We start from the raw sequence: 20,769 nt of genomic DNA, 5'->3' as shown, positions 1-20,769 counted from the left end.
CGACAATCCGCGCTTCATTCTCTATGCGGCGGCGATGACGACAACCGATACCGTCCGCCGCCGCGCCATGGCGGCGGGTCTGATCTCGATCGGCCTGTGGAGTTCGCTCGCCCTGCTCTCGGTGCTGGCCGGGCCGATCCCGCCGTTCCAGATGGTCGCCATGACATTCGCGGTCGGTGCAGCCATCGGCATCGTCCGCGCCCGGGCGAACGGCGTCGGCTGGGCCGGGCTGGTCGGCTGGCCAATGCGCGTCTGGCTGCTGGGGATCGGCGGCCTGTTCGGCTACCACGCACTCTACTTCGCCGCCCTGCAGCTCGCACCGCCGGCCGAGGCCAATCTTATCAATTATCTATGGCCGCTGCTGATCGTGCTGCTCTCCGCACCATTGGCGGGCGAGCGGTTGGGCTGGCCGCACCTCGCGGGCGCGGCCCTGGGCTTCGCCGGCGTCGTGCTGCTGGCCTTCGGCCGCGGCCTCACCTTCGCCGACAGCCACGCGCTGGGCTACCTGCTGGCGCTGGGCTGCGCCTTCGCCTGGTCGATCTATTCCGTGCTGTCGCGCCGCTTCGGTGAAACGCCGACCGATGCCATTGCCGCCTTCTGTGCCGCCTCGGCGCTCCTGTCGCTCGTCTGCCATCTCGCCTTCGAGCACACGGTGTGGCCTGCCACCGGCACAGCCTGGTTCGCGGTCCTGGCGCTGGGTCTGGGCCCGGCCGGCTCGGCCTTCTATTTCTGGGACCATGCCGTGAAGCGCGGCGACATCCGCGCGCTGGGCGCGCTTTCCTACGCCACGCCCATCCTGTCGACGGCGATCCTGGTCGCCTTCGGACTGGCCGAACCGACCGGCACGCTGATCGCCGCCGCGCTGCTGGTCACCGTCGGCGCCGTGCTGGCTTCGCGCGACCTCTGGAAGCGTTAGACGAAGCGGCCACATTGGAGCGCGCCACTCCAGTGGCGCTCATGCTTCATCGATTGGCAAAGACATGAGCGCCACTGGAGTGGGCGCGCTCCATTGCACTATTTGCCCGGCTGCCAGCCCGGCGGAGCCATCTCGAAGCCGGCGAACTCGAAGGCCGGGGCCACGGTGCAGCCGACCAGGGTCCAGTTGCCGAGCGAGCGAGCGGCCTGCCAGACGCCACGCGGGACGACGATTTGCGGTGTCTCGTCCAGGCCGAAGTCGCTGCCCAGGCGCAGATGGCGGGCGGTGCGGCCATCGTCGCTCAACGATAGTTCGATCGGTGCGCCGGCATAATGATGCCAGGCCTCGTCGGCATCGACCCGGTGCCAGTGCGAACGCTCGCCCGCCTTCAGCAGGAAGAAGATCGCCGTGCTGGCGCCGCGACCGCCTTCGCCCGAGGGGTCGGCGGCGCGGAACGTCTCGCGATAATGTCCGCCCTCGGGATGCGGCTGCAGGCCGAGGCGGGCGATGATCTCGTCAGCGGTCACGAGAATCAGGCCGGCGGCGGAACAGTGGCCTTCATCGACGGCGTCTTGGCGAAGGCGGTGAACCACTTGGCGAGCTTCGGCCGCTTGCTGCGCCAGTCGTGATGGCCGAAGCGGAAGTCGAGATAGCCCAGCGCGCAGGCGATCGAGACGGTGCCGATGCTCGGCTTGCCCTTCAGCGCCTTGGATTCGGCCTCGAGCTGGTCGAGCACGCCGTCGATCTTTTTCATCTGGCCCTTCGACCAGTCGGGCCAGCGCTTCTCCTCCGGCCGCAGGAAGCCTTCGTAGCGGGCGAGCAGCGCGGCATCGAGCAGGCCATCGGCCATCGCCTGCTGGCGCAGCGCCATCCAGCGGTCGCGGCCCTTGCGCGGGAACAGCTTGCGGCCCTTGTGCTGGCTGTCGAGATACTCGCAGATCACCGGCGAGTCGAAGAGGTCCATGTTCTTGATCGACAGGGCCGGGATCTTGCCGACCGGATTGTGCTTGTCGACATCGGCGTTGGGCGCCACCGGCGTCAGCGCCACGTTCACCAGGTCCATCTTCTTGTCGAGGCCGGTCTCGATCGCCAGCACCCGGACCTTGCGGGCATAGGGCGACGACGGCGAGTAGTAGAGCTTCATCTTGGCCATGGTCGGTCTCTCTCCTGTCGTCTTCCGGTCGCGTCAGGCGCCGGCCATCTGCGGGATATCGGTGTCGTTCAAACGCACCTTGCGGGCCGTGTCGACGAGCTGCTGCCAGGTGGTGGTGTCGATCGGCACGCCGTTCTTCTCGCGGTCGAGCTTGCGCGCCCGCTCGGGCTCGCCCGGCACCAGCACCTCGGCGACGCCGGGCTGCGGCCTGGCCGACTTCACCCAGCCGATGAAGGTGTCGACCTCGTCCTCGAAGAACGCGGTGCCGCCCATCGCATCGGGATCGATGATGATCGACAGCATGTTGTTGATGATGTCGGTGCCGTTCTTCTTGATCGTGCGCGGGCTGTGCGTGCGGCCGCCGGTCAGTGCGCCGGCCAGCAGGTCGCAGATCACGGCCAGCCCGCCGCCCTTGTGCAGGCCGAACGGCAGGATGGCGCCGTAGGGAGGGTTGTACATCACGCCCGGTTCGGTGGTCGCGTTGCCGGCGGCATCGATCAGGAGGCCTTCCTCCATCTGGATCTTCTTGTTGTTGGCGACCCTCACCTTGCCCATCGCCACCTGGCTGGTCGCGAAGTCGAGCACGATCGGCTCTTGGCCCTTGCGCGGAATGGCCGTGCAGTAGGGGTTGGTGGTGAAGCGCGCTTCGGCGCCGCCGAATGGCGCGACCAGCGACTTGTGGCCGTGCACGTTCACCCAGTGCGTGCTCACCATGCCGGCGCGCGCACATTGCTCGCCCCAATGGCCGATGCGGCCGATGTGATGGGAGTTCTTCAGGCCGACGACGCAGACACCGTGCTTCTTCGCGCGCTCGATGCCGATATCCATCGCCTCCTTGGCGATGACCTGGCCATAGCCCGCGCCGCCCTCGACCACGATCACCGCACCGTTGTCGCGATCGATCTTGGCGTGATGGTTGCGCTTGCAGGCGCCGTTGATGGTGTTCTGGATATAGGATGGCATCATGCCGACGCCGTGGCTGTCGTGACCGTACAGGTTGGCGAGGACGAGATGGTCGGCGACGAGCTTCGCTTCCTCGTCGGAGCTTCCGTCGGCCCGGCAGATCGCCATGGTGAAACCGTGCAGGCGGTCGGGCTGGATACGAACTTCGCCCACGGAACCTTGGCCCTCGGCCATAGCTTTTCTCCCCTTTACTTTTCGGGCGGCAAGGTTCCGCGTCGTCACGTGTCTGTCAACGACGAAGCGGTTACAGCCGCTCCCGACCGCCATCTGACCGCCAAAGGGGGGCGGGCCGGAAGACGCCCTGATTTCGCCCTTGTGCGCGGCCAGACACGGTCAGCGGCGTGGCCCGGTCCGGGCCGGCCGTGGTAGTGGACCAAACCCTTTCATCGTTTCCGGGAATCGCGCACCGAATGCGATCTTTAGCCCGCCTCGCGTGGCTCGTGCTGCTGTTCGCCAGCGTTGCGGCCTCGGCCCAGACCGTGCCGCCGCCGCAGCGCCCGTTCGGCCAGCTCATCGAATTGTGGGGCCGCCAGCTCGACCGTATCTCGGCGCGCACGGAGCAGGCCGACCTGCTGCCGGTCGAGATCGACGGCCTGCGCGAGCAAGCGACCGACGTGCGGTCGGCAGCGATGGCCGCCGCCGCGCTGGCGCGCACCGACCTTGCCGATACCAAGAGGCTGCTGGCGCCGCTCGAATTGAAGCCGGGCGCGGACGCGCCGCCCGAGACCGATGCGGTGAAGGCCGAGCGCGAGCGGCTGACCGAGCAGGCGACGGTCGCCGAAAGCCGGGCCAAGCAATGCGAGGTGGTGATCGCCCGGGCCGACCAGCTTCTCGAGCGCCTGACCAAGCTGCGCGGCGAGCTGGTGCTGCGGACCCTGCTGCGCCGCGATCCCTCGCCGCTCTCGCCCGGCGTCTGGCGCAAGGTCGGCCCGCAATTCGTGGCGTCCGTTGAAACGCTGACCAAGGCCATGGCGACCTGGAGCCGCGACGGCTTCCTCACCCTGGGATCGGGAAGCCCCGAGCTGGTGCCGCTCGGCCTGTGGGCGGCGATCACCATCGTCCTGTGGTGGGTCGGCCGCGCCCTGCGTCGCCGCTTCGGCCGCGGCGGCACCCACATCGACGCGCAGCGCGACCAGACCATCACGACCGCCATTGACGGGCTGGGCCGCGTGCTGGTGCCCATACTGGCGGTATGGCTGTTCGGAAAGCTGCTGCTGGCCAGTCATCCGCCGTCGCCGATCGACACGCTGATCCCCGAAGCCGTCGGGCGCCTCGTGGTGCTGTTCCTGGTTTTCGGATTGACCGCGGCCGGCCTCTCGCCGGCGCGACCCGAATGGCGCGTGCTGCCGCTCACCGACGACAGCGCCCAGTATCTGTCGCAGGCGCTGCGGCGCCTGTTCTCGGTCAGCCTGCCGCTCGAATTCGTCTACCTGGCGCTGAGCCGGGGCGAGGGCCGCGACGCCGTGGCCGCGATCGGCGCCGTCGTGCTGACGAGCGTGGTGGCGGTACTCAGCCTGCCGGCCCTCTCGAACCGCGCCTGGCAGGCGGCCCGGCCCGAAGGCTCCGAGCTGCCGCCGATGATCGGCGGCAGCTGGTGGACGTTCGCCCGCCTCGCGCTGGTCGTCACCGTGATGTCGTCGATCCTCTTCTCGCTGATCGGCTATGCGACCCTGGGCGCGCATCTGCATTCGGCGATATCGACGACCTGCCTGCTGATCGCCATCGCCCTGCTGCTGCATCGCCTCGCGGCCGATCTCCTGGACGCGGCCGCCGCGCCGGGCTCGCCGTCCGGCGCCTGGCTGCGCCGCAACCTCGGCCTCGCAGCCGACACCGATCTGCGCGGCCAGTATCTCGTGCTGCTGCTGTTCGACGCGCTCCTGGTCGCGCTTCTGTCGATCGCCATTCCCGCCGCCTGGAGCGTCGACACGGAAGCGATCATGGACGGCTTCGGCCAGCTCCTGCGCGGCGTGAAGGTGGGCGGCGTCACTATCTCGCTGGGCAATGTCGGCATGGCGATCGTGGCGTTCTTCGTCTGCATGCTGCTGGCGCGGCTGGTGCGCGGTGTCGTGCGCGACCGGGTGATGCCGACCGTCGACGCGCCGATGCCGCTGCGCCAGTCGATCGATGCCGGCCTCAACTATGCCGGCGTGATGATCGCCATCCTGGTGGGGATCGGCGCGCTGGGCGTCGACTTCACCAACCTCGCCATCGTGCTGGGCGCGCTGTCGGTCGGCATTGGCCTGGGGCTGCAGAACATCGCCAACAACGTGATCTCCGGCGTCATCCTGCTGGTCGAGCGGCCGATCAAGGCCGGCGACTGGGTGACGGTGAGCGGCCACGAGGGCTTCGTGCGGCGCATCAACATCCGCGCCACCGAGATCGAGACCTTCCAGCGCACGCATGTCATCGTGCCCAACAGCCTTTTCCTGCAGAACCCGGTCGTGAACCGCACCTATTCCGACACGTCGAGCCGCATCGAGATCAAGCTCACCGTTCCGGTCGGCACCGACGTGGACCTCATGGAGGGTATCCTGCGCGAGGCGGCGCTGGGCCATGCCCGCGCGCTGCGCGTGCCGGGACCGATCGTGCGCTTCGTCAAGGTCGGCTCTGACGGACTCGAATTCGAGCTGTTCGTGTTCGTGGCCCGTCTCGAGGACCGCCTGATCGTCACCAACGACCTCAACCGCGCGATTCTGGCAAAGGTGATCGAAAACAAGATCATCGATCCCAGCCCTGTGCCCGAGTTCAAGGTGCGCGGCCTCGACAGGCTGAACTTCTCGCTGCACGCGGACCCTTCGCCGGAGATGAAGCAAGGCGGGGGGGAAAGGCCGGGCGATGCCGCCGCGGCGCCGTAGGGACGAAGCGCCGCGACGGCGCTGGCCGCTCTACCTGCTGTTTGGTGCCGCCGTGTTCGCGGGTGTTGCGATGTGGGCCTACGCGCCGTCGCTGCCGCCCGAGCAGCTGATCGCGCGATACGCCAACGACCGCTCGCGCTTCGTCGATGTCGGCGGCGTCAACGCCCATGTCCGCGAGCAGGGCAATCCCGATGGCGTGCCCATCCTGCTGATCCACGGCTCGAACGGCTCGCTGCACATGTGGGAGGGCTGGGCGCGCGAGCTGGGCAAGGAAGCGCGGGTCATCTCCGTCGACCTGCCGGGCCATGGCCTGACCGGCGCCTGGCCGCGCGACGAATATACCGTCGAGGCCTATGCCGACTTCATCGAGGTGCTGATCGACACGCTCGGTCTCGACAAGGTCGTCGTGGCCGGCCATTCGCTGGGTGCCGCCGTCGCCTGGACCTTCGCGGCGACGCGGCCCGACAGGGTCATCCAGCTCGTGCTGGTCGATGCCGCGGGCTATCCGCGCCAGGGCGGCGAGGCGCCGTTGCCGACCCGGTTGGCGCGCACCCCGGTCGTCGGCGATATCGGCATCTACTTCAAGCCGGAGGGGCTGGTCCGCCGCTCGCTCAACGAAGTTTACGCCAACCCGGCGATGGTGACGCCCGAGCGCATCAAGCGCTACGCCGAGCTGCAGCGTTTCCCCGGCAACCGCGAAGCGACCCTGCAGCGCGCCCGCACCCAGGAGCCGCTCGATCCCACGCCGCTCAAGCGCATGGACGTGCCGACTCTGATCATCTGGGGCGCCAAGGACCGCTGGGTGCCGGTAGCCGACGCCTTCCGCTTCCAGGAGGACATCAAGGGCGCCAAGCTCGAGATCTTCGAGAACCTGGGCCACAACCCGATGGAGGAGGCGCCGCGCGCCACCGCCGCGGTGGTCGCCGCCTTCATCGCCAACGCCCCGCTGCCGCCGCAGACGGCTGCGCCGGTGGAACCCGACGCGGATGCGGCCAGCGACAATGCGGTCCAGCCCGCTGTCGTGCCGGAGAAGGATTAGCGTCCTTCTGTACGATCAAATACAGGTCAGCGATCTGAGTACGAGGTGTCATCCCGAGCGCAGCGAGGGATCCTTGATCAGAGATCGCTAAGGATCCCTCGCTGCGCTCGGGATGACACGGTGCGGGCAGCGCCGCTCGCTATCACCGAAGAGCCCTGCTAAGCGCTCTTCAACAACGCCATCACCTGCGCGAAGGCGCGGTCGGCGATTTCGGTGATCTCGTCCTTGGTGCGGTTCTGGATCGGATGAGGGACGTAGACGACCGCCGGTTCGAAGCCCAGCGCATCGCTTTGCGCGGTGACGCCGTCCACGAATTCGGTGGTCACGATGTTGACGCCGGGAAGGCCGCGTCCGTCGAGATTATGAAGGTCGTGCAGACTGCACGATGTGCAGGAGCCTCAATCGCTTAAGGCGATCACGGCGAGCTGCGCTTCGGCGGCGATGGTCTGCATGACCGAGGCCGGCGCCACCTTGGTGTTGGTGGGCTTGCGATAGCGCTTGGTCGCCACGCCGGCCGCCTTGAAGTGGCCTTCGAGCCGGTCGAGGAACTCCGCGCCGCGCGACTTGCCGATATCCATCAGCGCCACGACCTTGCCGTCGAGCGAGGCCGGCGGGGCAAGGCGGGCGCGCCGCGTCGGCGAAGTCTCGGACGTCGGGTCGCGCAGCTTGCTCGAATAATTCATTGCCTGATTCATGGGGGGCGATGTCCTTCAGCGAATCTCGTGGGTGACGGCCTGGCACTCGTCGCTCACGCGTTGCCCGGGCCAGCCGCCGATGATGGCGGAGAATAGACCGGCGGGACCGCCGGCGCGAACGATCAGCAGCCCGTCGGGCTGGAACTTGTCGACCATCTGGTCGGCCATCGAAGCGGGTAAGCCTTCCGGCACGTTCTGCGCGCCGTGAATCAGGTCGCGGCCGGGCCGCTTCAGCGCCTGGTAGAGTTCGTCCTCGATGCGACGGCGGTTCCAGCCGCCTTCCTTGAAGATGTGATAGTGCTCGGGCGACAGCACCAGCACCGCATTGCCCGAGTTGCAGAGCTTCGGGTGACCGACGCCGAACAGGCCCATCGCCAGTGAGCGGGTCAGCTCCTCCGGCGTGCGCGACTTCTGGTCGATGAAGCCATGCACGCCCTCGGCATGGAACAAGGTGACGGCGCTCTTGCCGGCCGCGATGCCGCGGCGCTGCGCCAGCGGCTCCCAGTCGGGATCGGATTCGTCCTCGGCGAAACAGAAGGTGTACTTGCCGGGATTCCCCAAGGTCGCGCGGTCCATGCCACCGGGCAGGCCGCCGCCGACATTGCGCACGATAAGCTGCAGCGCCCGGCCGATCGTGGCGTTGGCGCGGTTGCCCTGGCCCAGCGCATTGACGCCGGAATTCATGCCGACCGCCTTGGCCGCCGGTCCGTTGATGATGACCAGCGGACCGGAGAAATGCGTCGTGCAGAGCAGGCCATGCAGCACAAACAGCGGATCGAGCGCGGCTTCGAGCACGCCCAGCACGACGGGCATGTATTCCGGCTTGCAGCCCGCCATCACGGCGTTGATCGCGACCTTCTCGACCGTGCAGGGCGCCAGGTTGGGCGGGATCAGGCCCACCACCTCGTCGGGCTTGCGGTCGGTGCCGCCCAGCATGCGCAGGATGCGTTCGTCGGTCGGCGGCACGACGGGCAGGCCGTCGCTCCAGCCGCGCTCGAAGCAGGCTTCGATGGGATCGTCCCATTCGCCGACCGGGATCTCGCGCGACGCGAGACCGGGATCGCCGTAGCGCGCGATCAGCGCTTCCTGCACGCCGGGCTCGACGCTGCGCGAGCCGCAGCCCGGCTGCCAGGCCGGCAGGCCCTCGCCCGCTGCCGCGGCACCGGCAATGCGGGTCCACTCGGCGCGATCCCAGCCGACGGTGCGGCCGACCTCGCGGCCGCCTTCGTAGCGGATCAGGGTCGGCACGGCCTCGACCTTGAGATGGAAGGAGCGCTCGAGCTGCTGGTCGTCGAGCACGCGCGAAACGCCGGACGGAAAGGCCGGATCGTCCTGGGTGATGACGGTGAGTGGGCCGGCACGATCGAGGCTCTGCATCACCGGCTCGACCAGCACGCAGGTATGGCACTCGTGCTTGGCGACGATCACCAGCCCGTCCGCGGGCAAGACCTCAATCATTCAGCAGAGCCTCCACCTGGGCATCGATGAACGCGGCATCCTCGGGATTGTCGCGCGGATTGCCGGCGCGATGACCCCATACGGACGGGATCTCCACCAGCTTTCCATATTTGAGATACGGCAACTCTTCCCTGTTGTCGTCCGTCTGGAAATAGAGATCGGTCGCCGACGGCATCAGCAGGACCTTGGCCTTGATGCCGGCCAGCGCCATCTGCAGGTCGCCACGATAGAGATCGTTGGCCGATATGTCGCCGTGCTGCCAGGTAAAAAGCTGCGCCAGCAGGTCGTTCATATCGCGACGCAGAAAATTCGCCTCCCAGGACCGCACGAGGAAATCCTCGAGGCTGTTGAAGCCCAGGCCGCGCCACATCTCCCTGCGATAGAAGGTCTGGCTGAGCGCCCAGCCGGCATAGATGCGGCCCATGGCGCGCAATCCCTGCTGCGGCGTCGCGGCGGCCTGCAAGGTCGTGCGGATGCCTTCGAGGAAGACGAAGTTGTGCGGCGCGGTCTTCGCCGAGCCGCAATTGACCACGATGCGCTCGACAGCCTCGCCGAACAGGGCGCCCCAGTGATAGGCCTGCTGCGCACCCATCGACCAGCCATAGACCAGCTTCAGCCGGTCGATGCCGAACAGCTCCACCAGCATCTGCCGCTGCAGCATGACATTGTCGTAGGTCGTGACCTCGGGGAATTCCGGCGTGTTGGACGGCGACGAGGACAGGCCGTTCGTCATCATGTTGGGGATGACGATGAAGTAGCGGCTGGGATCGAGGCAGCGCCGCACGTCGACCAGCCATTCGATGTCGGTGTGATGGGCGCCGTAGCTGGTCGGATAGAGGATGACGTTGTCGCGCCTGGGCGACAGCGTGCCGTAGGTCTTCCAGACGATGCGGGCCTGCTTCAGCGTGCCGCCGCGCTGCAGCCGGACATTGTCTGCCGACCAGATACCTTCCTTCGTCCGCATCGCTCGATATTAGCCGAAGCTGCGGATGATCTCGCCGTGCGTCTGAGCATAGCTCTTTGCCACGTACTTCAGGTGCGGCCGCAGGTGCCGGTGTGCCTCGGGCAGGTGATGGAAGGGGATGTTGGGCAGCAGGTGATGCTCGGCGTGGTAGGGCAGGTTCCACATCAGGAAGCGCACGAGGGGATTGGAGATCGTCGTGCGGGTGTTGGCGAAGCCGTCGTCGCTGTTGGGACAGAGCGTGTGCTCGGTCAGCAGGTAGAGCCGCAGCAAGGGCAGGCCGACCAGCAGCGGGAAGAACCAGACCCAGAGCACGACGTCGGTCCCGAGCAGGATCGAGCCCACGATCAGCACGGCATAGAGGGCGAGCAGCCAGCGGCCCCAGCGCCGTACCTCGGGCCAGGCCGACTCATGGATGTAGGTGACGTCGCCGCGGAAGCCGAAGGGGAACAGGAGGATGTCGCGCGCGCGGATCATCAGGAACGGGATCGAGCTTATGCGGAAGAGATAGTTCTTCCAGGTCCGCGGGGTCCCGGAGGTGATGAGCTCGGGATCGCGCTCCGGGTCCTGGGTGTAGCGGTGATGGGCGAGATGGTAGTGCCGGTAGAAGCCGGCATTGTTCAGGATCGCCGCGCCCGAGAAGAAGGCCAGCAGGTCGGCCATCCAGCGCGTCTTGAACGAGCCATAATGCACCGACTCGTGCATCGCGCCGAACAGCGCGTTCACGAAGATGCCCTGCAGCAGCAGGGCCGGCAGCACCCACCAGGTGCCGCGTGTCTCCAGCACCAGCCAGCCGCCCAGGACCAGCAGCGCCAGGTGCGCGCCGGTCTGGATCAGGCCCTTGGTGTCGTCGCGGGCATAGAGCCGCTTCAGCACCTCGGCCGGTACCACCCGCATCTGGCGGGCGCGCTGGCCGGTTACGATATAGGCGCCCATAGGCCCTCCTTGTACGCGTGTTCGGTCGCCGCCTCGCGCTTCTTCTTCTCGTCCTCGCTGAGGCCGATCTGGTCGCCGACCATGCGCGAGATCGAGGGGAAGGTGCCCTTGGGCTGGAGGTAGTCCGGCGACCACAGGCGCGAGCGCAGCAGCGCCTTGGCGCAATGGAGATAGGCCTGGCGCACCGAGACGACGATGGCGCATTTCGGCGCCTTGCCCTGCACCGCCATCGAGTCGAGCAAGGCCGGATCGACCGACAGGCGCGCCGTGCCTGCCACCCGCACCGTCTCGTTGACGCCGGGCAGCAGGAAGATCAGCGCGACCTCGGGGTTCTCCAGCAGATTGCGCAGCGTATCGAGCCGGTTGTTGCCCGGCCGGTCGGCCAGCGCGATCGTCTTCTCGTCGAGGACCTTGAACGAGCCAGGCGGATCGCCGCGCGGGGTCACGTCCTGCTTGCCCGACGCATCGGCCGTCGAGATCAGGCAGATCGGCGACAGGGCAATGAAGCGCCCCATGTGCCCATCGATGCGGCCGATATCCTTGATGGCGGCCGTCGCGCTCACCGGCGCATAGGAGGCGACCAGGGCGGTCGCGCCGGCGGCGTCGAGCAATTCGGGTTGCGTCGGGGGAGCGGAAAAAGTCACAGAATCAGGCATCTTGGAGACCTCCGGAATCTGCAAGGCAGGGTAGCAGGCACCCCCCACCGAGGAAACCATTCGGCGCGGGGAGTCGTTGGTTGTGCAGTCACGAAGCAAGAGGAGGACCAGATGAGCGATTACGATCCCAACTTGGGTCCGGGCCGACTCGGCTACGACCCCAAGGACCCCTACCGCGCGCCGAACGACGGTGCCAGCCCCGGCTACACCCTGCTCGCCATCTTGGCGGGTGTCGCCCTGGTGGGTGGCTTCCTGTACTTCGGCAACCCGCAGAACGCGTCCGGCCCCGAGCAGGCCCAGGCGCCGGCGCCCATCGAGCGGACGGTGACCGACACGCCGGCCAGCCCGACCGTGACCCCGGCCCCGGGCGCCGATAGCCCGGCCGCAGTCCCGCTTCCAGCAAACCCGGCGGGTCCGCGTAACCCGGATCGCCCGCCGCCGCAGGAGTAAAAGATGAGCGACTACGATCCCAAGCTCGACAGGCCCGTCGCCTATGACGACGCGACCTTCGAGCCGAAGGCCCCGAGCCGCGGACTTTACCTTGTGGTGGGCGTGGTGGCCGCGATCGTAGCGGCCGCCGGCCTGATGTTCTTCTCCGGCGACAAGTCGGACCGGGCGGAAATGGCCCGTGTCCCGGACCCGGCGAACATCAACGCGCCGACCAACGAGACGAGGACACCGGAGGTGCCACGGATCACGCCGATCCCGGCCACCCCGACGCCCGAGACGGCACCGGCCGCCCCGGCTCAGCAGCAGCCGTAACGGCCAAGCGCCTGCGCAAAAAAAGAGCCCGGCCGCGAGTTCCGCGGTCGGGCGCACAGGCCTTTATTCTCTGCAGTTCCCGACGTAGCACAGCTTCCTGTGGGAGTTGTCGAGTCAATCCTGCAGGGCTGGCCTGCTACTTCTTCATTACATCGCGGATTAACTCTTCAGCGCCTCGCCGAGCGCGCGGAAGGTTTCGGTGCGCGCCGACGAGCGCCGCCAGACGAGGCCGATGCGCCTGTGCGGGGCAGCGCCAGCCAGCGGCCGCACGGTCACGTCGAGGCCGCGGAGGATGCCGGCGTCCAGGGCCATCTGCGGCATCAGGGTCACGCCCAACCCGTTGGCCACCATCTGCGCCAGCGTGTGGAGGCTGGTGCCGTTGAAGCCGGCATTGCGCCGCGCGCCTTCCAGCTCGCAGGCCGCCAGCGCTTGGTCGCGCAGGCAGTGGCCGTCCTCCAGCAGCAGCAGGTTCTCGTCGGCGATGTTCGCCGCTGGCATATGGCCGGCCGGTTGGACGATCGAGAACCGGTCCTCCCCGAGATCCATCACCTCGAGATCGCCCAGCGCGTAGGGCAGCGCCAGCAGCACCGCGTCGAGCTCGCCGGCCTCCAGCCGCTCCAGCAGGCGCGCAGTCTGGTCCTCGCGCAGGTAGAGCTGCAGCTTGGGGAAGTTTTCCCGCAACTTGGGCATGGCCTTGGGCAGCAGGAACGGGCCGATGGTCGGGATGACGCCGAGGTGAAGCGGTCCGGACAGTGGATCGCGCGATGCCTGGGCCAGCTCCGTCAGGTCCTCCGCGCCCTTCAGCAGGCCGCGCGCCCGCTCGGCGAGGCTGCGGCCCAGCGCCGTCGGCACGACCGACCGTTTGGTCCGCTCCAGCAAGGGCGCCCCTAGAAGCTCCTCCAGCTCCTGGATGCTGGCACTCAGGGTCGACTGGCTGACGCTGCAGGCCGTCGCCGCCTGCCCGAAATGGCAACGGTCCACGACGGCCACGAGGTAGCGGAGCTGTCGCAGTGTCGGGATAGGCTTCATGGGCTGTCATTTAATCGCTTTTGCCGATTATTCAATTCGGTATTTTGCGCTTTAAACGATCTTAGAATGCCCCTAAGTAGCGTTGCGACCAATTACTCAAGGAGTTTCAAGCCAATGTCCCTCATCAACACCGAGATCAAGCCGTTCAAGGCCACCGCCTTCCAGAAGGGCAAGTTCATCGACGTCACCGATGCCGACCTGAAGGGCAAGGGCAAGTGGTCGGTCGTTTTCTTCTACCCGGCCGACTTCACCTTCGTGTGCCCGACCGAGCTCGAGGATCTGGCCACGAACTACGCCGAGTTCAAGAAGCTGGGCGTCGAGATCTACAGCGTCTCGACCGACACGCACTTCAGCCACAAGGCGTGGCACGACACGTCGGAAGCCATCAAGAAGATCGAGTACGTCATGGTCGGTGACCCGACCGGCGCCATCACCCGCAACTTCGGCGTGATGATCGAGGAAGCCGGCCTGGCCGACCGCGGCACCTTCGTCGTCGACCCGGACGGCAAGATCCAGATCGTCGAGATCACCGCCGGTGGCATCGGCCGCGACGCCTCGGAGCTGCTGCGCAAGGTCAAGGCCGCCCAGTACGTCGCCTCGCATCCCGGCGAAGTCTGCCCGGCCGCCTGGAAGGAAGGCGAGAAGACCCTCGCCCCCAGCCTCGACCTGGTCGGCAAGATTTAAGGATGACGAAGGGGTGGAGAGACCTTCAAAGGTCCCTCCACTCCGCTTCGCTCCGGTCGGGATGACAAGAGTCAATTTCAGTAAGGAGTACCTCCCATGTTGGACGCCAACCTCAAGACGCAGTTGAAGGGCTATCTCGAGCGCCTGACCATGCCGGTCGAGCTGGTGGCGTCGCTCGACGACTCAGCGAAGTCGGCCGAGCTGCGGGAGCTGCTGCAGGAGATCGCGAGCCTGTCGGACAAGGTGAGCTTCGCCGAGGCCGACGAGGACATGCGCAAGCCCTCCTTCGCCATCGTGCGCGCCGGCACCGACATCTCGGTGCGCTTCGCCGGCATCCCGATGGGCCATGAATTCACCTCGCTGGTGCTGGCGCTGCTGCAGGTCGGCGGCCACCCGAGCAAGGAGGCGCAGGAGACGATCGAGCGCGTGAAGGGCCTCGACGGCGACTACACGTTCGAGACCTATTTCTCGCTCTCGTGCCAGAACTGCCCCGACGTGGTGCAGGCGCTGAACCTGATGAGCGTGCTGAACCCGCGCATCCGCCACACCGCGATCGACGGCGCCCTGTTCCAGGACGAGGTCGAGAAGCGCGGCGTGATGGCCGTCCCGTCGATCTTCCTGAACAGCCTACCGTTCGGCCAGGGCCGCATGAGCCTGGAGCAGATCCTGGCCAAGCTCGACACCGGCGCCAGCGAACGCGCGGCCGAGGAGATCGCGGCCAGGAAGCCCTACGACGTGCTGGTGGTCGGCGGCGGCCCCGCCGGCGCGGCCGCGGCGATCTATGCCGCAAGAAAAGGCATCCGCACCGGCATCGCCGCCGAGCGCTTCGGCGGCCAGGTGCTGGACACGATGGGCATCGAGAACTTCATCTCGGTCTCCCACACCGAGGGCCCGAAGATGGCCGCGGAGCTGGCCGCGCACGTGAAGGACTACGAGGTCGACGTGATGGACCTGCAGACCGCCACCAAGCTGATCCCGGCGACGCAGCCGGGCGGCCTGGCCACGGTCGAGCTGCAGAACGGCGCGACCCTGAAGGCCAAGACCATCGTGCTCTCGCCCGGCGCGCGCTGGCGGCAGATGAACGTCCCCGGCGAAGCCGAGTATCGCAACAAGGGCGTGGCCTACTGCCCGCACTGCGACGGCCCGCTGTTCAAGGGCAAGCGGGTGGCGGTGATCGGCGGCGGCAATTCCGGCGTCGAGGCGGCGATCGACCTCGCCGGTCTGGTGAGCCACGTCACGCTGATCGAGTTCGACGGCCAGCTGCGCGCCGACGCGGTGCTGCAGGCCAAGCTCCGCTCGCTGCCCAACGCGACGGTGATCGTCTCGGCGCTGTCGACCGAGGTGCACGGCGACGGTGCCAAGGTGACGGGCCTCGCCTACAAGGACCGCACCACAGGCGAGCAGAAGACGATCGAGCTCGAGGGCATCTTCGTGCAGATCGGCTTGGTGCCCAACACCGAATGGCTGAAGGGCGCGATCGCGCTCAGCCCGCGCGGCGAGATCGAGATCGACGCCCGCGGCCAGACCTCGGTCCCCGGCATCTTCGCCGCCGGCGACGCCACGACCGTGCCCTACAAGCAGATCGTCATCGCCATGGGCGAGGGCGCGAAGGCCGCGCTGTCGGCGTTCGACCACCTGATCCGCAGCACGCCGGTCGAAGTGAAGGAAGCGGCCTGATATCCGGCCACCAGAACCCCGGGACTCGCTCCCGGGGCGAGGTGAAAGGTCCCTCCCTGCGTTCGGGATGACACCGTTTGCTTGGTCGGCGATCCCGACAGAATTGTCATCCCGAACGCAGGGAGGGACCTTCACTTCATATGCGACTGAGTCGCGCGCAGGGGAGGGCCCCCTCCGTTTCAGTTGTTTCGTTTATTTCGTATATTGCGTTTATTCGGCCCGCTTAAGCCACCCGTCGCGGGCGGCCGCCCTTGCGACCGTTGGCGCGCGCGGCGGCCGCCTTGGCCTTGGATTTGGTCTGGCCGGCGCGGCGCGCCAGCTCCGAGATCATCCAGGCGCGGGTCCCGAACACGCCCATCAGCAGGCCGGGCACGGTGAAGTCGACATCGAGCGCGGGCCAGTGCAGCCCATGGCCCGCCCCGAGGATCTCGACGTCGGCCAGCTCCGCGTCGGTCGCCTGCGCCAGCCCCTGCAGCGACCGCGCCGGAAAGACGAAGCTGCAGCCATTGGTCAGATCGACCACGACCCGGCCGGTCCGGCGTTCATAGTGCGCGCGTTCGGCCTGCGGCTCGGTCACGGCGCGTCGCCGACCGCGCGCCAGGGCGCGGTCGATCTCGCGACCCATCTCGGCCTTCGATCGATCACCCGCCATCTCGACCTTCCTCATCGTTCGGCGCCGTGAACCCGACGCCACGCAGCCCGCAGCTTCACCCGACTCAGCCCAGCCTCGACGAGCACCCGGCGCAGGCCGGCGCGATCGAAGCCGCGCGCCCACTCCAGCTCCGGCCCGTCCCCCTCCGGCCCGCCATCGTCCGATCCGAGGAGAATCTTCGCCTCGGCACGCCCCGAGAAGACGTGGACATGGGGCGGCCCGTGATCGTCGAGAAAGACGACGAAGCGCAGATTTCCAGCGCGATGGACGGTCGCATGAGGATAACCCATCTGACGGGTTATTCAAACAACCCATCAGACGGGATGATAGATTGCTATTCTCATACGTACAGCAACCTATACGAGCAATCTCAACCCGGCATCTTGTCGATGAAGCCCACCACGGACGCCAGCCGCCCATCCGACGCCAGGGTGCAGAAATCGACACCCTCGACGACCGAGGGCCCGTCGGCCGGACCCAGCGACCAGGTGAAGCGCAGATAGAGCCCCCCCGAACTGCCAGAGGGGCCGCCCGAGGGACCGCCCAGGGAACCACCATGAGCGTCGACCTTCGAGGTGCGCTTGAGCACGAAGCCCGGGAACTTCGCCTGCACGCCCGCCAGCATGGCGTCGATCCCGGCAGGCCCGTCGCTCGCCATCACCGGATCGCGGTAGATCCCCGTCTCGGTCCAGGCCGCGGCAAGGCCGGCGCGGCGGCGCGAGGGATCGGTCTCGTTCCAGGTGGCGACGTAGGCCTCGACGACGGCGTCCGGCGTGGCGGTGGGATGGGACATGGCTTCCTCCTGCGGATGGTTGATCCACGCGGGAGATAGGCCAGCACGGGCGAGGCGGCGATTGTCTGGGAGGTAATGATGCTCTCTTGTTAGGCGGGAGCAAAGTTTCCTTGCAGTGCTTGCTGCCAGACATGCGCATACACGCTGTCGGCAACCAGCTTCTTCTCTTCGGGGGTGAAGGGTGGTGAGGGCAGTTTGGTAAAGATTTCGTCGAGGATGAACGCCTCGACTTCGCCCTTGGTCTGCTCCTTCTCCCAGAAGCGATCGAGTTCGGCCAATCGCGTCTTGATCGAGGCTAGCATGTCCCGGCTTGCCTGCTTCACGCGCTCGCGGTCGGCCTTGGTCAAATCTTCCCGCTTCAGCAAGTCGAACACGGCCAACTCCTCGTCGGAAAGGCTTTCGCGCGCCGCCCGTTCCTGCTCCTCATCAAGGCTTCGCACCAGTTCAACCAGCCGTCTGAAGGTCTCTTCGATCGTCGTGCGATCCTTTTCGCTGTTGTAGTCCGCGATGATGCCATCGTACCTCAGTTGATAGTCCATTCGCATCGGATTGCGGGCAAGCATGTCAGCTAGCTTCTGCTCGACAATGTCGCGGATGTCCTGAAGGACCGTAGCCTTCCGCCGCACCTTCTTCGCGAACTCGTCGCGAAGCTTGTCGAGGTCGATTCTGCTGAGATCGAAAGTCAGCCCTGCGGCCTGATCGTCACCCGGTGCCTGCGTGCGAATGGCCTCATTTACGATACGGTGCAGCTCCTTGAGCAACTCGGTTACATCAGCGGTATCGCGCCGCTCGCTGAGCTTCTTGTAGACCGCCTCAATGTTGTCGTGACGTTCAGCATAAACCCAGGCGCTCTGCTCCACCAAGAGCGCCTTGAACCGGTTGAAGACCTCCCGCGCCATGATCTCGAAGCGGCGCTTTGACTCGTCGCTGGAATAGACGGCTTCAACCGCATCGGCGAGCCCCTTGATCCGCGCAAAGCCCTTCGCCCCATGCAGGACTGCCGGATCGAAGCCGAGCGCGCGCAAATGCGCCTCGGTGGCCTCGATCGCTTCGATAAGCGCCTGTACTCGTTCCTCGATCGGCGTGGCGATATCCGTTCCACCCGCGTCATCATCGCCCAAGGCATATTGCGCGAGCGCCGCGCGCAAGCTCTTAAGCATGCCATTGTAATCAACGATCAGGCCATGATCCTTGCCGGGATAGACGCGGTTCGCCCGCGCGATGGCCTGCATCAACGTGTGCGCCTTCATCGGCTTGTCGATGTAGAGCGTCGAAAGGCACTCCACGTCAAAGCCGGTAAGCCACATAGCGCAGACAATGGCCACCCGGAACTGGTGCTGCGGGTCTTTGAAGGCCGTCTCGACATCGACGCGCTCGCCGCCCGCTACCTCGAACCCCTTCTTCATCCGCTCTCGATGCGGGATGATATCGAAATCCCACTTCTTGAAGTCGCCGACCTCGTTCTGCGCCTCGCTGATGATGATTTCGATGATGGTTTCATCGAGCCATTTCGCCTGCTTTTCCAGCTTCACCGCCTGATCGGCAAGGGCGGCGCGAACCGCTTCATCCATCTCCGCCGCTGCTTCGGCCTGCTTGGCCGCGAAGGCAGAGCGCACAGCCATGGCCTTCGCCTTCCAAAGAGGCTCAATGCGCTGAAAGATGCGGGCACAGGTGATCTTGTCGATGCAGACGAACAGGGACTTCCCGGATTCCCACCGCGTTGCGCAATGCTCAACGAAATCCGCTGCGATCTTGTCGAGGCGCTCATCCGCCGTGATGATCTCGTAGTCCTTACCCAGCAGCTTATCCAGTAGAGCAGCTTGATCCGGATCGAGCTCGGCCTGTTCGATCTTTTCGGCCATGCGCTCGTTTAGATCCGAGTGCACAAAGCCGAGCTTCTCGCCCCGGTTCTGGTAGACCAACCTGACGGTCGCGCCGTCTTCCTCGGAGCGCTTGAAATTATACTGAGAGACATAGCCACCGAAGATGCGCTTGGTGATCTCGTCCTGCTTGAAGAGCGGCGTTCCCGTAAAGCCGATGAAGGCCGCGTTCGGCAGCGCCAGGCGCATATTGCGGGCGAGCCTGCCCGATTGCGTGCGATGCGCCTCGTCCGAAATCACAATGATATCGTCGCGCTCGCTGTAAGGCTTCTTCGGATCCACATCCTGATTAAATTTGTGAATCAGGCTGAAGATGTAGCGATGGTTCTCCTTCAGCAGCTTTTCGAGGGCCGCGCCCGAGGCAGCACGAGGCGTATCCTTCTCGACCACATTGCAGCCAACGAAGGTCTTGTAAATTTGGCTGTCTAAATCCTGCCGGTCGGTCATCAGCAGAAAGGTGAAGTTGCCCTCCACCTTGCGGCGTACCTTCTCGGCGAAGAAAGCCATGGAATAGCTCTTCCCACTGCCCTGCGTGTGCCAAAACACGCCGAGCCGCCCGAGATCCGGGTGCGCCCGCTCGATGATATTGATCGGCCCTTCGGGGATGAACGAGGGCAACGCGGGAAGAAACTTTGCAGACTGTTCGGCAAGGGCGAGCCGCTTTTTCACCGCCGAGGCGCGCCTCTCCAGCGGCAGTTCGATGACGCGATGTTGGAGCCGCTTGTCGGGCGGGAACTCGCGTTTCAATTCTTCCTGGCGCGCGACGGACGCCACGGCGCGATTGACACCAAGAACCTGATGATTTCGCGCCACGATTTTACGCGTTTTTCCCGCTTTGCTTTCGTCGAACAGGATGAAGTTCTCGACGATATCGAGTAGCCGGTCATGTGCCAGCATGCCATCGAGCAGAGCCTCGGCGTCCAGTTTACCTTTGTCGGTCTCCTCCTGCCGCTTCCATTCGGCGAAGTGATCCCAGGCGCTGGTGATCGAGCCGTAGCGGGCGCGGTGGCCATTGCTCACGATCAGGAACGCGTTGTGGTGGAAGGCATGGGCGATGACGTTCTCGTCCATGTAGTCGCGCAGATTACCATCGAACCCAGCACGGATGTTCTTGTAGACCGCCTTCAACTCGATGAAGACCAGCGGCAGGCCGTTGACGAAACAAACAACATCTGCGCGGCGGTTGTAATTTGGCGTGCGCAGGCCGGTAAGCTTCAGTTCGCGGACGGCGAGGAAGCGGTTGGCTCCCGGCGCATTGTCAAAATCGATCACGCGAGCATGCGCATCACAGCGCTGGCCGTGCCCGTCCCGCCACGAGACAGGCACGCCGTTGCGGATCAATCTTGCGAAATCCTGATTGTGCTGCACTATCGAGTGGCTGAAATCATGGACGGTGAGTGCCCGCACCGCATCGTCGATGGCCGTGGGCGGCAGTTCGGGGTTCAGGCGTTGCAGAGCGGCGCGCAGATCGCGGGTAAGCACCGCCTCACTCGTGCTGGCGCGGCCCAAGGTGCCGCCCTGCCCGAAGGTCTCCTCGTTCCACGCAATGACGGTTTCCCAGCCGAGCCGATCCTTCAGATGGGCGGCGAAGGTCGCCTGCACCAGCCGGTCCTCGCTGTTGACGCCCGTCACCGCCATGTCACGCTGCCTTTCTCGCGAG

The 20,769-nt window shown here is 66.1% G+C and carries 20 protein-coding genes; 7 read left to right on the top strand and 13 right to left on the bottom strand.

What is annotated here, in order from left to right:
* Window positions 1-34 precede the first annotated feature (34 nt).
* The gene (yddG, locus tag AC1ROX_RS00610) at window positions 35-916 is read left to right on the top strand and encodes an aromatic amino acid exporter YddG (protein ID WP_493121433.1); all 882 of its coding nucleotides are present in this window, start codon (window positions 35-37) and stop codon (window positions 914-916) included.
* Between the two features lie 98 nt (window positions 917-1,014).
* On the opposite strand, the gene AC1ROX_RS00605 is transcribed toward yddG, so the two are convergent.
* Genes AC1ROX_RS00605 through AC1ROX_RS00595 form a run of 3 tightly spaced genes read right to left on the bottom strand, consistent with a single transcriptional unit; the run spans window position 1,015 to window position 3,206 of the window.
* Window positions 1,015-1,452, bottom strand: a complete 438-nt coding sequence (locus AC1ROX_RS00605; RefSeq protein ID WP_493122499.1) for a cupin domain-containing protein — start codon at window positions 1,450-1,452, stop codon at window positions 1,015-1,017.
* Window positions 1,449-2,069 carry a glutathione S-transferase gene (locus tag AC1ROX_RS00600; protein WP_493121431.1) on the bottom strand — a complete coding sequence of 207 codons (621 nt, stop codon included), beginning with the start codon at window positions 2,067-2,069 and terminating at the stop codon, window positions 1,449-1,451. Before AC1ROX_RS00600 ends, AC1ROX_RS00605 begins: the two co-directional genes overlap by 4 nt.
* Window positions 2,070-2,102: 33 nt before the next feature.
* The gene (locus AC1ROX_RS00595; RefSeq protein ID WP_493121429.1) at window positions 2,103-3,206 is read right to left on the bottom strand and encodes a malate/lactate/ureidoglycolate dehydrogenase; all 1,104 of its coding nucleotides are present in this window, start codon (window positions 3,204-3,206) and stop codon (window positions 2,103-2,105) included.
* Between the two features lie 236 nt (window positions 3,207-3,442).
* Between AC1ROX_RS00595 and AC1ROX_RS00590 the strand changes: the two genes are divergently transcribed.
* Together AC1ROX_RS00590 and AC1ROX_RS00585 are read left to right on the top strand one after the other, a co-directional pair.
* Window positions 3,443-5,887: a DUF3772 domain-containing protein gene (locus AC1ROX_RS00590; protein WP_493121427.1), complete on the top strand. Its 2,445-nt coding sequence runs from the start codon at window positions 3,443-3,445 to the stop codon at window positions 5,885-5,887.
* On the top strand, window positions 5,868-6,926 hold the full coding sequence (locus tag AC1ROX_RS00585) for an alpha/beta fold hydrolase (protein ID WP_493121425.1): 1,059 nt from the start codon (window positions 5,868-5,870) through the stop codon (window positions 6,924-6,926). The genes AC1ROX_RS00590 and AC1ROX_RS00585 overlap by 20 nt, the downstream gene beginning before the upstream one ends.
* 158 nt (window positions 6,927-7,084) lie before the next feature.
* Here the strand turns inward: AC1ROX_RS00585 and AC1ROX_RS00580 are convergent, their stop codons facing one another.
* Genes AC1ROX_RS00580 through AC1ROX_RS00560 form a run of 5 tightly spaced genes read right to left on the bottom strand, consistent with a single transcriptional unit; the run spans window position 7,085 to window position 11,632 of the window.
* Entirely contained in the window at window positions 7,085-7,609 is a 525-nt protein-coding gene (locus tag AC1ROX_RS00580; protein WP_493122497.1) for a UGSC family (seleno)protein, read from the bottom strand.
* A 27-nt stretch (window positions 7,610-7,636) separates the two neighbouring features.
* Window positions 7,637-9,079, bottom strand: a complete 1,443-nt coding sequence (locus AC1ROX_RS00575; protein ID WP_493121424.1) for a thioredoxin family protein — start codon at window positions 9,077-9,079, stop codon at window positions 7,637-7,639.
* Window positions 9,072-10,043, bottom strand: coding sequence for an alpha/beta fold hydrolase (locus AC1ROX_RS00570; protein ID WP_493121422.1), 972 nt, complete (start codon window positions 10,041-10,043; stop codon window positions 9,072-9,074). The genes AC1ROX_RS00575 and AC1ROX_RS00570 overlap by 8 nt, the downstream gene beginning before the upstream one ends.
* Window positions 10,044-10,052: 9 nt before the next feature.
* Window positions 10,053-10,976, bottom strand: coding sequence for a fatty acid desaturase (locus AC1ROX_RS00565; RefSeq protein WP_493121420.1), 924 nt, complete (start codon window positions 10,974-10,976; stop codon window positions 10,053-10,055).
* The gene (locus AC1ROX_RS00560) at window positions 10,958-11,632 is read right to left on the bottom strand and encodes an MSMEG_1061 family FMN-dependent PPOX-type flavoprotein (RefSeq protein ID WP_493121418.1); all 675 of its coding nucleotides are present in this window, start codon (window positions 11,630-11,632) and stop codon (window positions 10,958-10,960) included. Before AC1ROX_RS00560 ends, AC1ROX_RS00565 begins: the two co-directional genes overlap by 19 nt.
* A gap of 111 nt (window positions 11,633-11,743) precedes the next feature.
* Here AC1ROX_RS00560 and AC1ROX_RS00555 point away from each other — a divergent pair, with 111 nt between their 5' ends.
* The gene (locus AC1ROX_RS00555; protein WP_493121416.1) at window positions 11,744-12,082 is read left to right on the top strand and encodes a hypothetical protein; all 339 of its coding nucleotides are present in this window, start codon (window positions 11,744-11,746) and stop codon (window positions 12,080-12,082) included.
* 3 nt (window positions 12,083-12,085) lie between these two features.
* Window positions 12,086-12,394: a hypothetical protein gene (locus AC1ROX_RS00550; protein ID WP_493121414.1), complete on the top strand. Its 309-nt coding sequence runs from the start codon at window positions 12,086-12,088 to the stop codon at window positions 12,392-12,394.
* A gap of 159 nt (window positions 12,395-12,553) precedes the next feature.
* Here the strand turns inward: AC1ROX_RS00550 and AC1ROX_RS00545 are convergent, their stop codons facing one another.
* Window positions 12,554-13,423, bottom strand: a complete 870-nt coding sequence (locus AC1ROX_RS00545; protein ID WP_493121412.1) for a hydrogen peroxide-inducible genes activator — start codon at window positions 13,421-13,423, stop codon at window positions 12,554-12,556.
* Window positions 13,424-13,537: 114 nt separating this feature from the next.
* Here AC1ROX_RS00545 and ahpC point away from each other — a divergent pair, with 114 nt between their 5' ends.
* Both ahpC and ahpF read left to right on the top strand, forming a co-directional pair.
* Window positions 13,538-14,107 carry an alkyl hydroperoxide reductase subunit C gene (gene ahpC / locus AC1ROX_RS00540; RefSeq protein ID WP_422009167.1) on the top strand — a complete coding sequence of 190 codons (570 nt, stop codon included), beginning with the start codon at window positions 13,538-13,540 and terminating at the stop codon, window positions 14,105-14,107.
* Between the two features lie 96 nt (window positions 14,108-14,203).
* The gene (gene ahpF, locus AC1ROX_RS00535) at window positions 14,204-15,784 is read left to right on the top strand and encodes an alkyl hydroperoxide reductase subunit F (RefSeq protein ID WP_493121410.1); all 1,581 of its coding nucleotides are present in this window, start codon (window positions 14,204-14,206) and stop codon (window positions 15,782-15,784) included.
* Between the two features lie 223 nt (window positions 15,785-16,007).
* Here ahpF and AC1ROX_RS00530 read toward each other — a convergent pair whose 3' ends face one another.
* The 4 genes from AC1ROX_RS00530 to AC1ROX_RS00515 all read right to left on the bottom strand — a co-directional run bounded on the left by AC1ROX_RS00530 (window position 16,008) and on the right by AC1ROX_RS00515 (window position 20,747).
* A complete protein-coding gene (locus tag AC1ROX_RS00530; RefSeq protein ID WP_493121408.1) occupies window positions 16,008-16,436 on the bottom strand; it encodes a DUF2442 domain-containing protein in 429 nt (142 codons plus the stop codon).
* 11 nt (window positions 16,437-16,447) lie between these two features.
* Window positions 16,448-16,726 carry a DUF4160 domain-containing protein gene (locus tag AC1ROX_RS00525; RefSeq protein ID WP_493121406.1) on the bottom strand — a complete coding sequence of 93 codons (279 nt, stop codon included), beginning with the start codon at window positions 16,724-16,726 and terminating at the stop codon, window positions 16,448-16,450.
* 80 nt (window positions 16,727-16,806) lie between these two features.
* The gene (locus AC1ROX_RS00520) at window positions 16,807-17,229 is read right to left on the bottom strand and encodes a nuclear transport factor 2 family protein (RefSeq protein WP_493121405.1); all 423 of its coding nucleotides are present in this window, start codon (window positions 17,227-17,229) and stop codon (window positions 16,807-16,809) included.
* Between the two features lie 89 nt (window positions 17,230-17,318).
* The gene (locus tag AC1ROX_RS00515; protein ID WP_493121403.1) at window positions 17,319-20,747 is read right to left on the bottom strand and encodes a type I restriction endonuclease subunit R; all 3,429 of its coding nucleotides are present in this window, start codon (window positions 20,745-20,747) and stop codon (window positions 17,319-17,321) included.
* Window positions 20,748-20,769 lie beyond the last annotated feature (22 nt).

It is taken from the genome of Reyranella sp. GW821-FHT14A01 (genome assembly GCF_058803965.1).
Note: the sequence above shows the minus strand (reverse complement) of the source record. Positions and strands in the feature narration are given on the sequence as shown.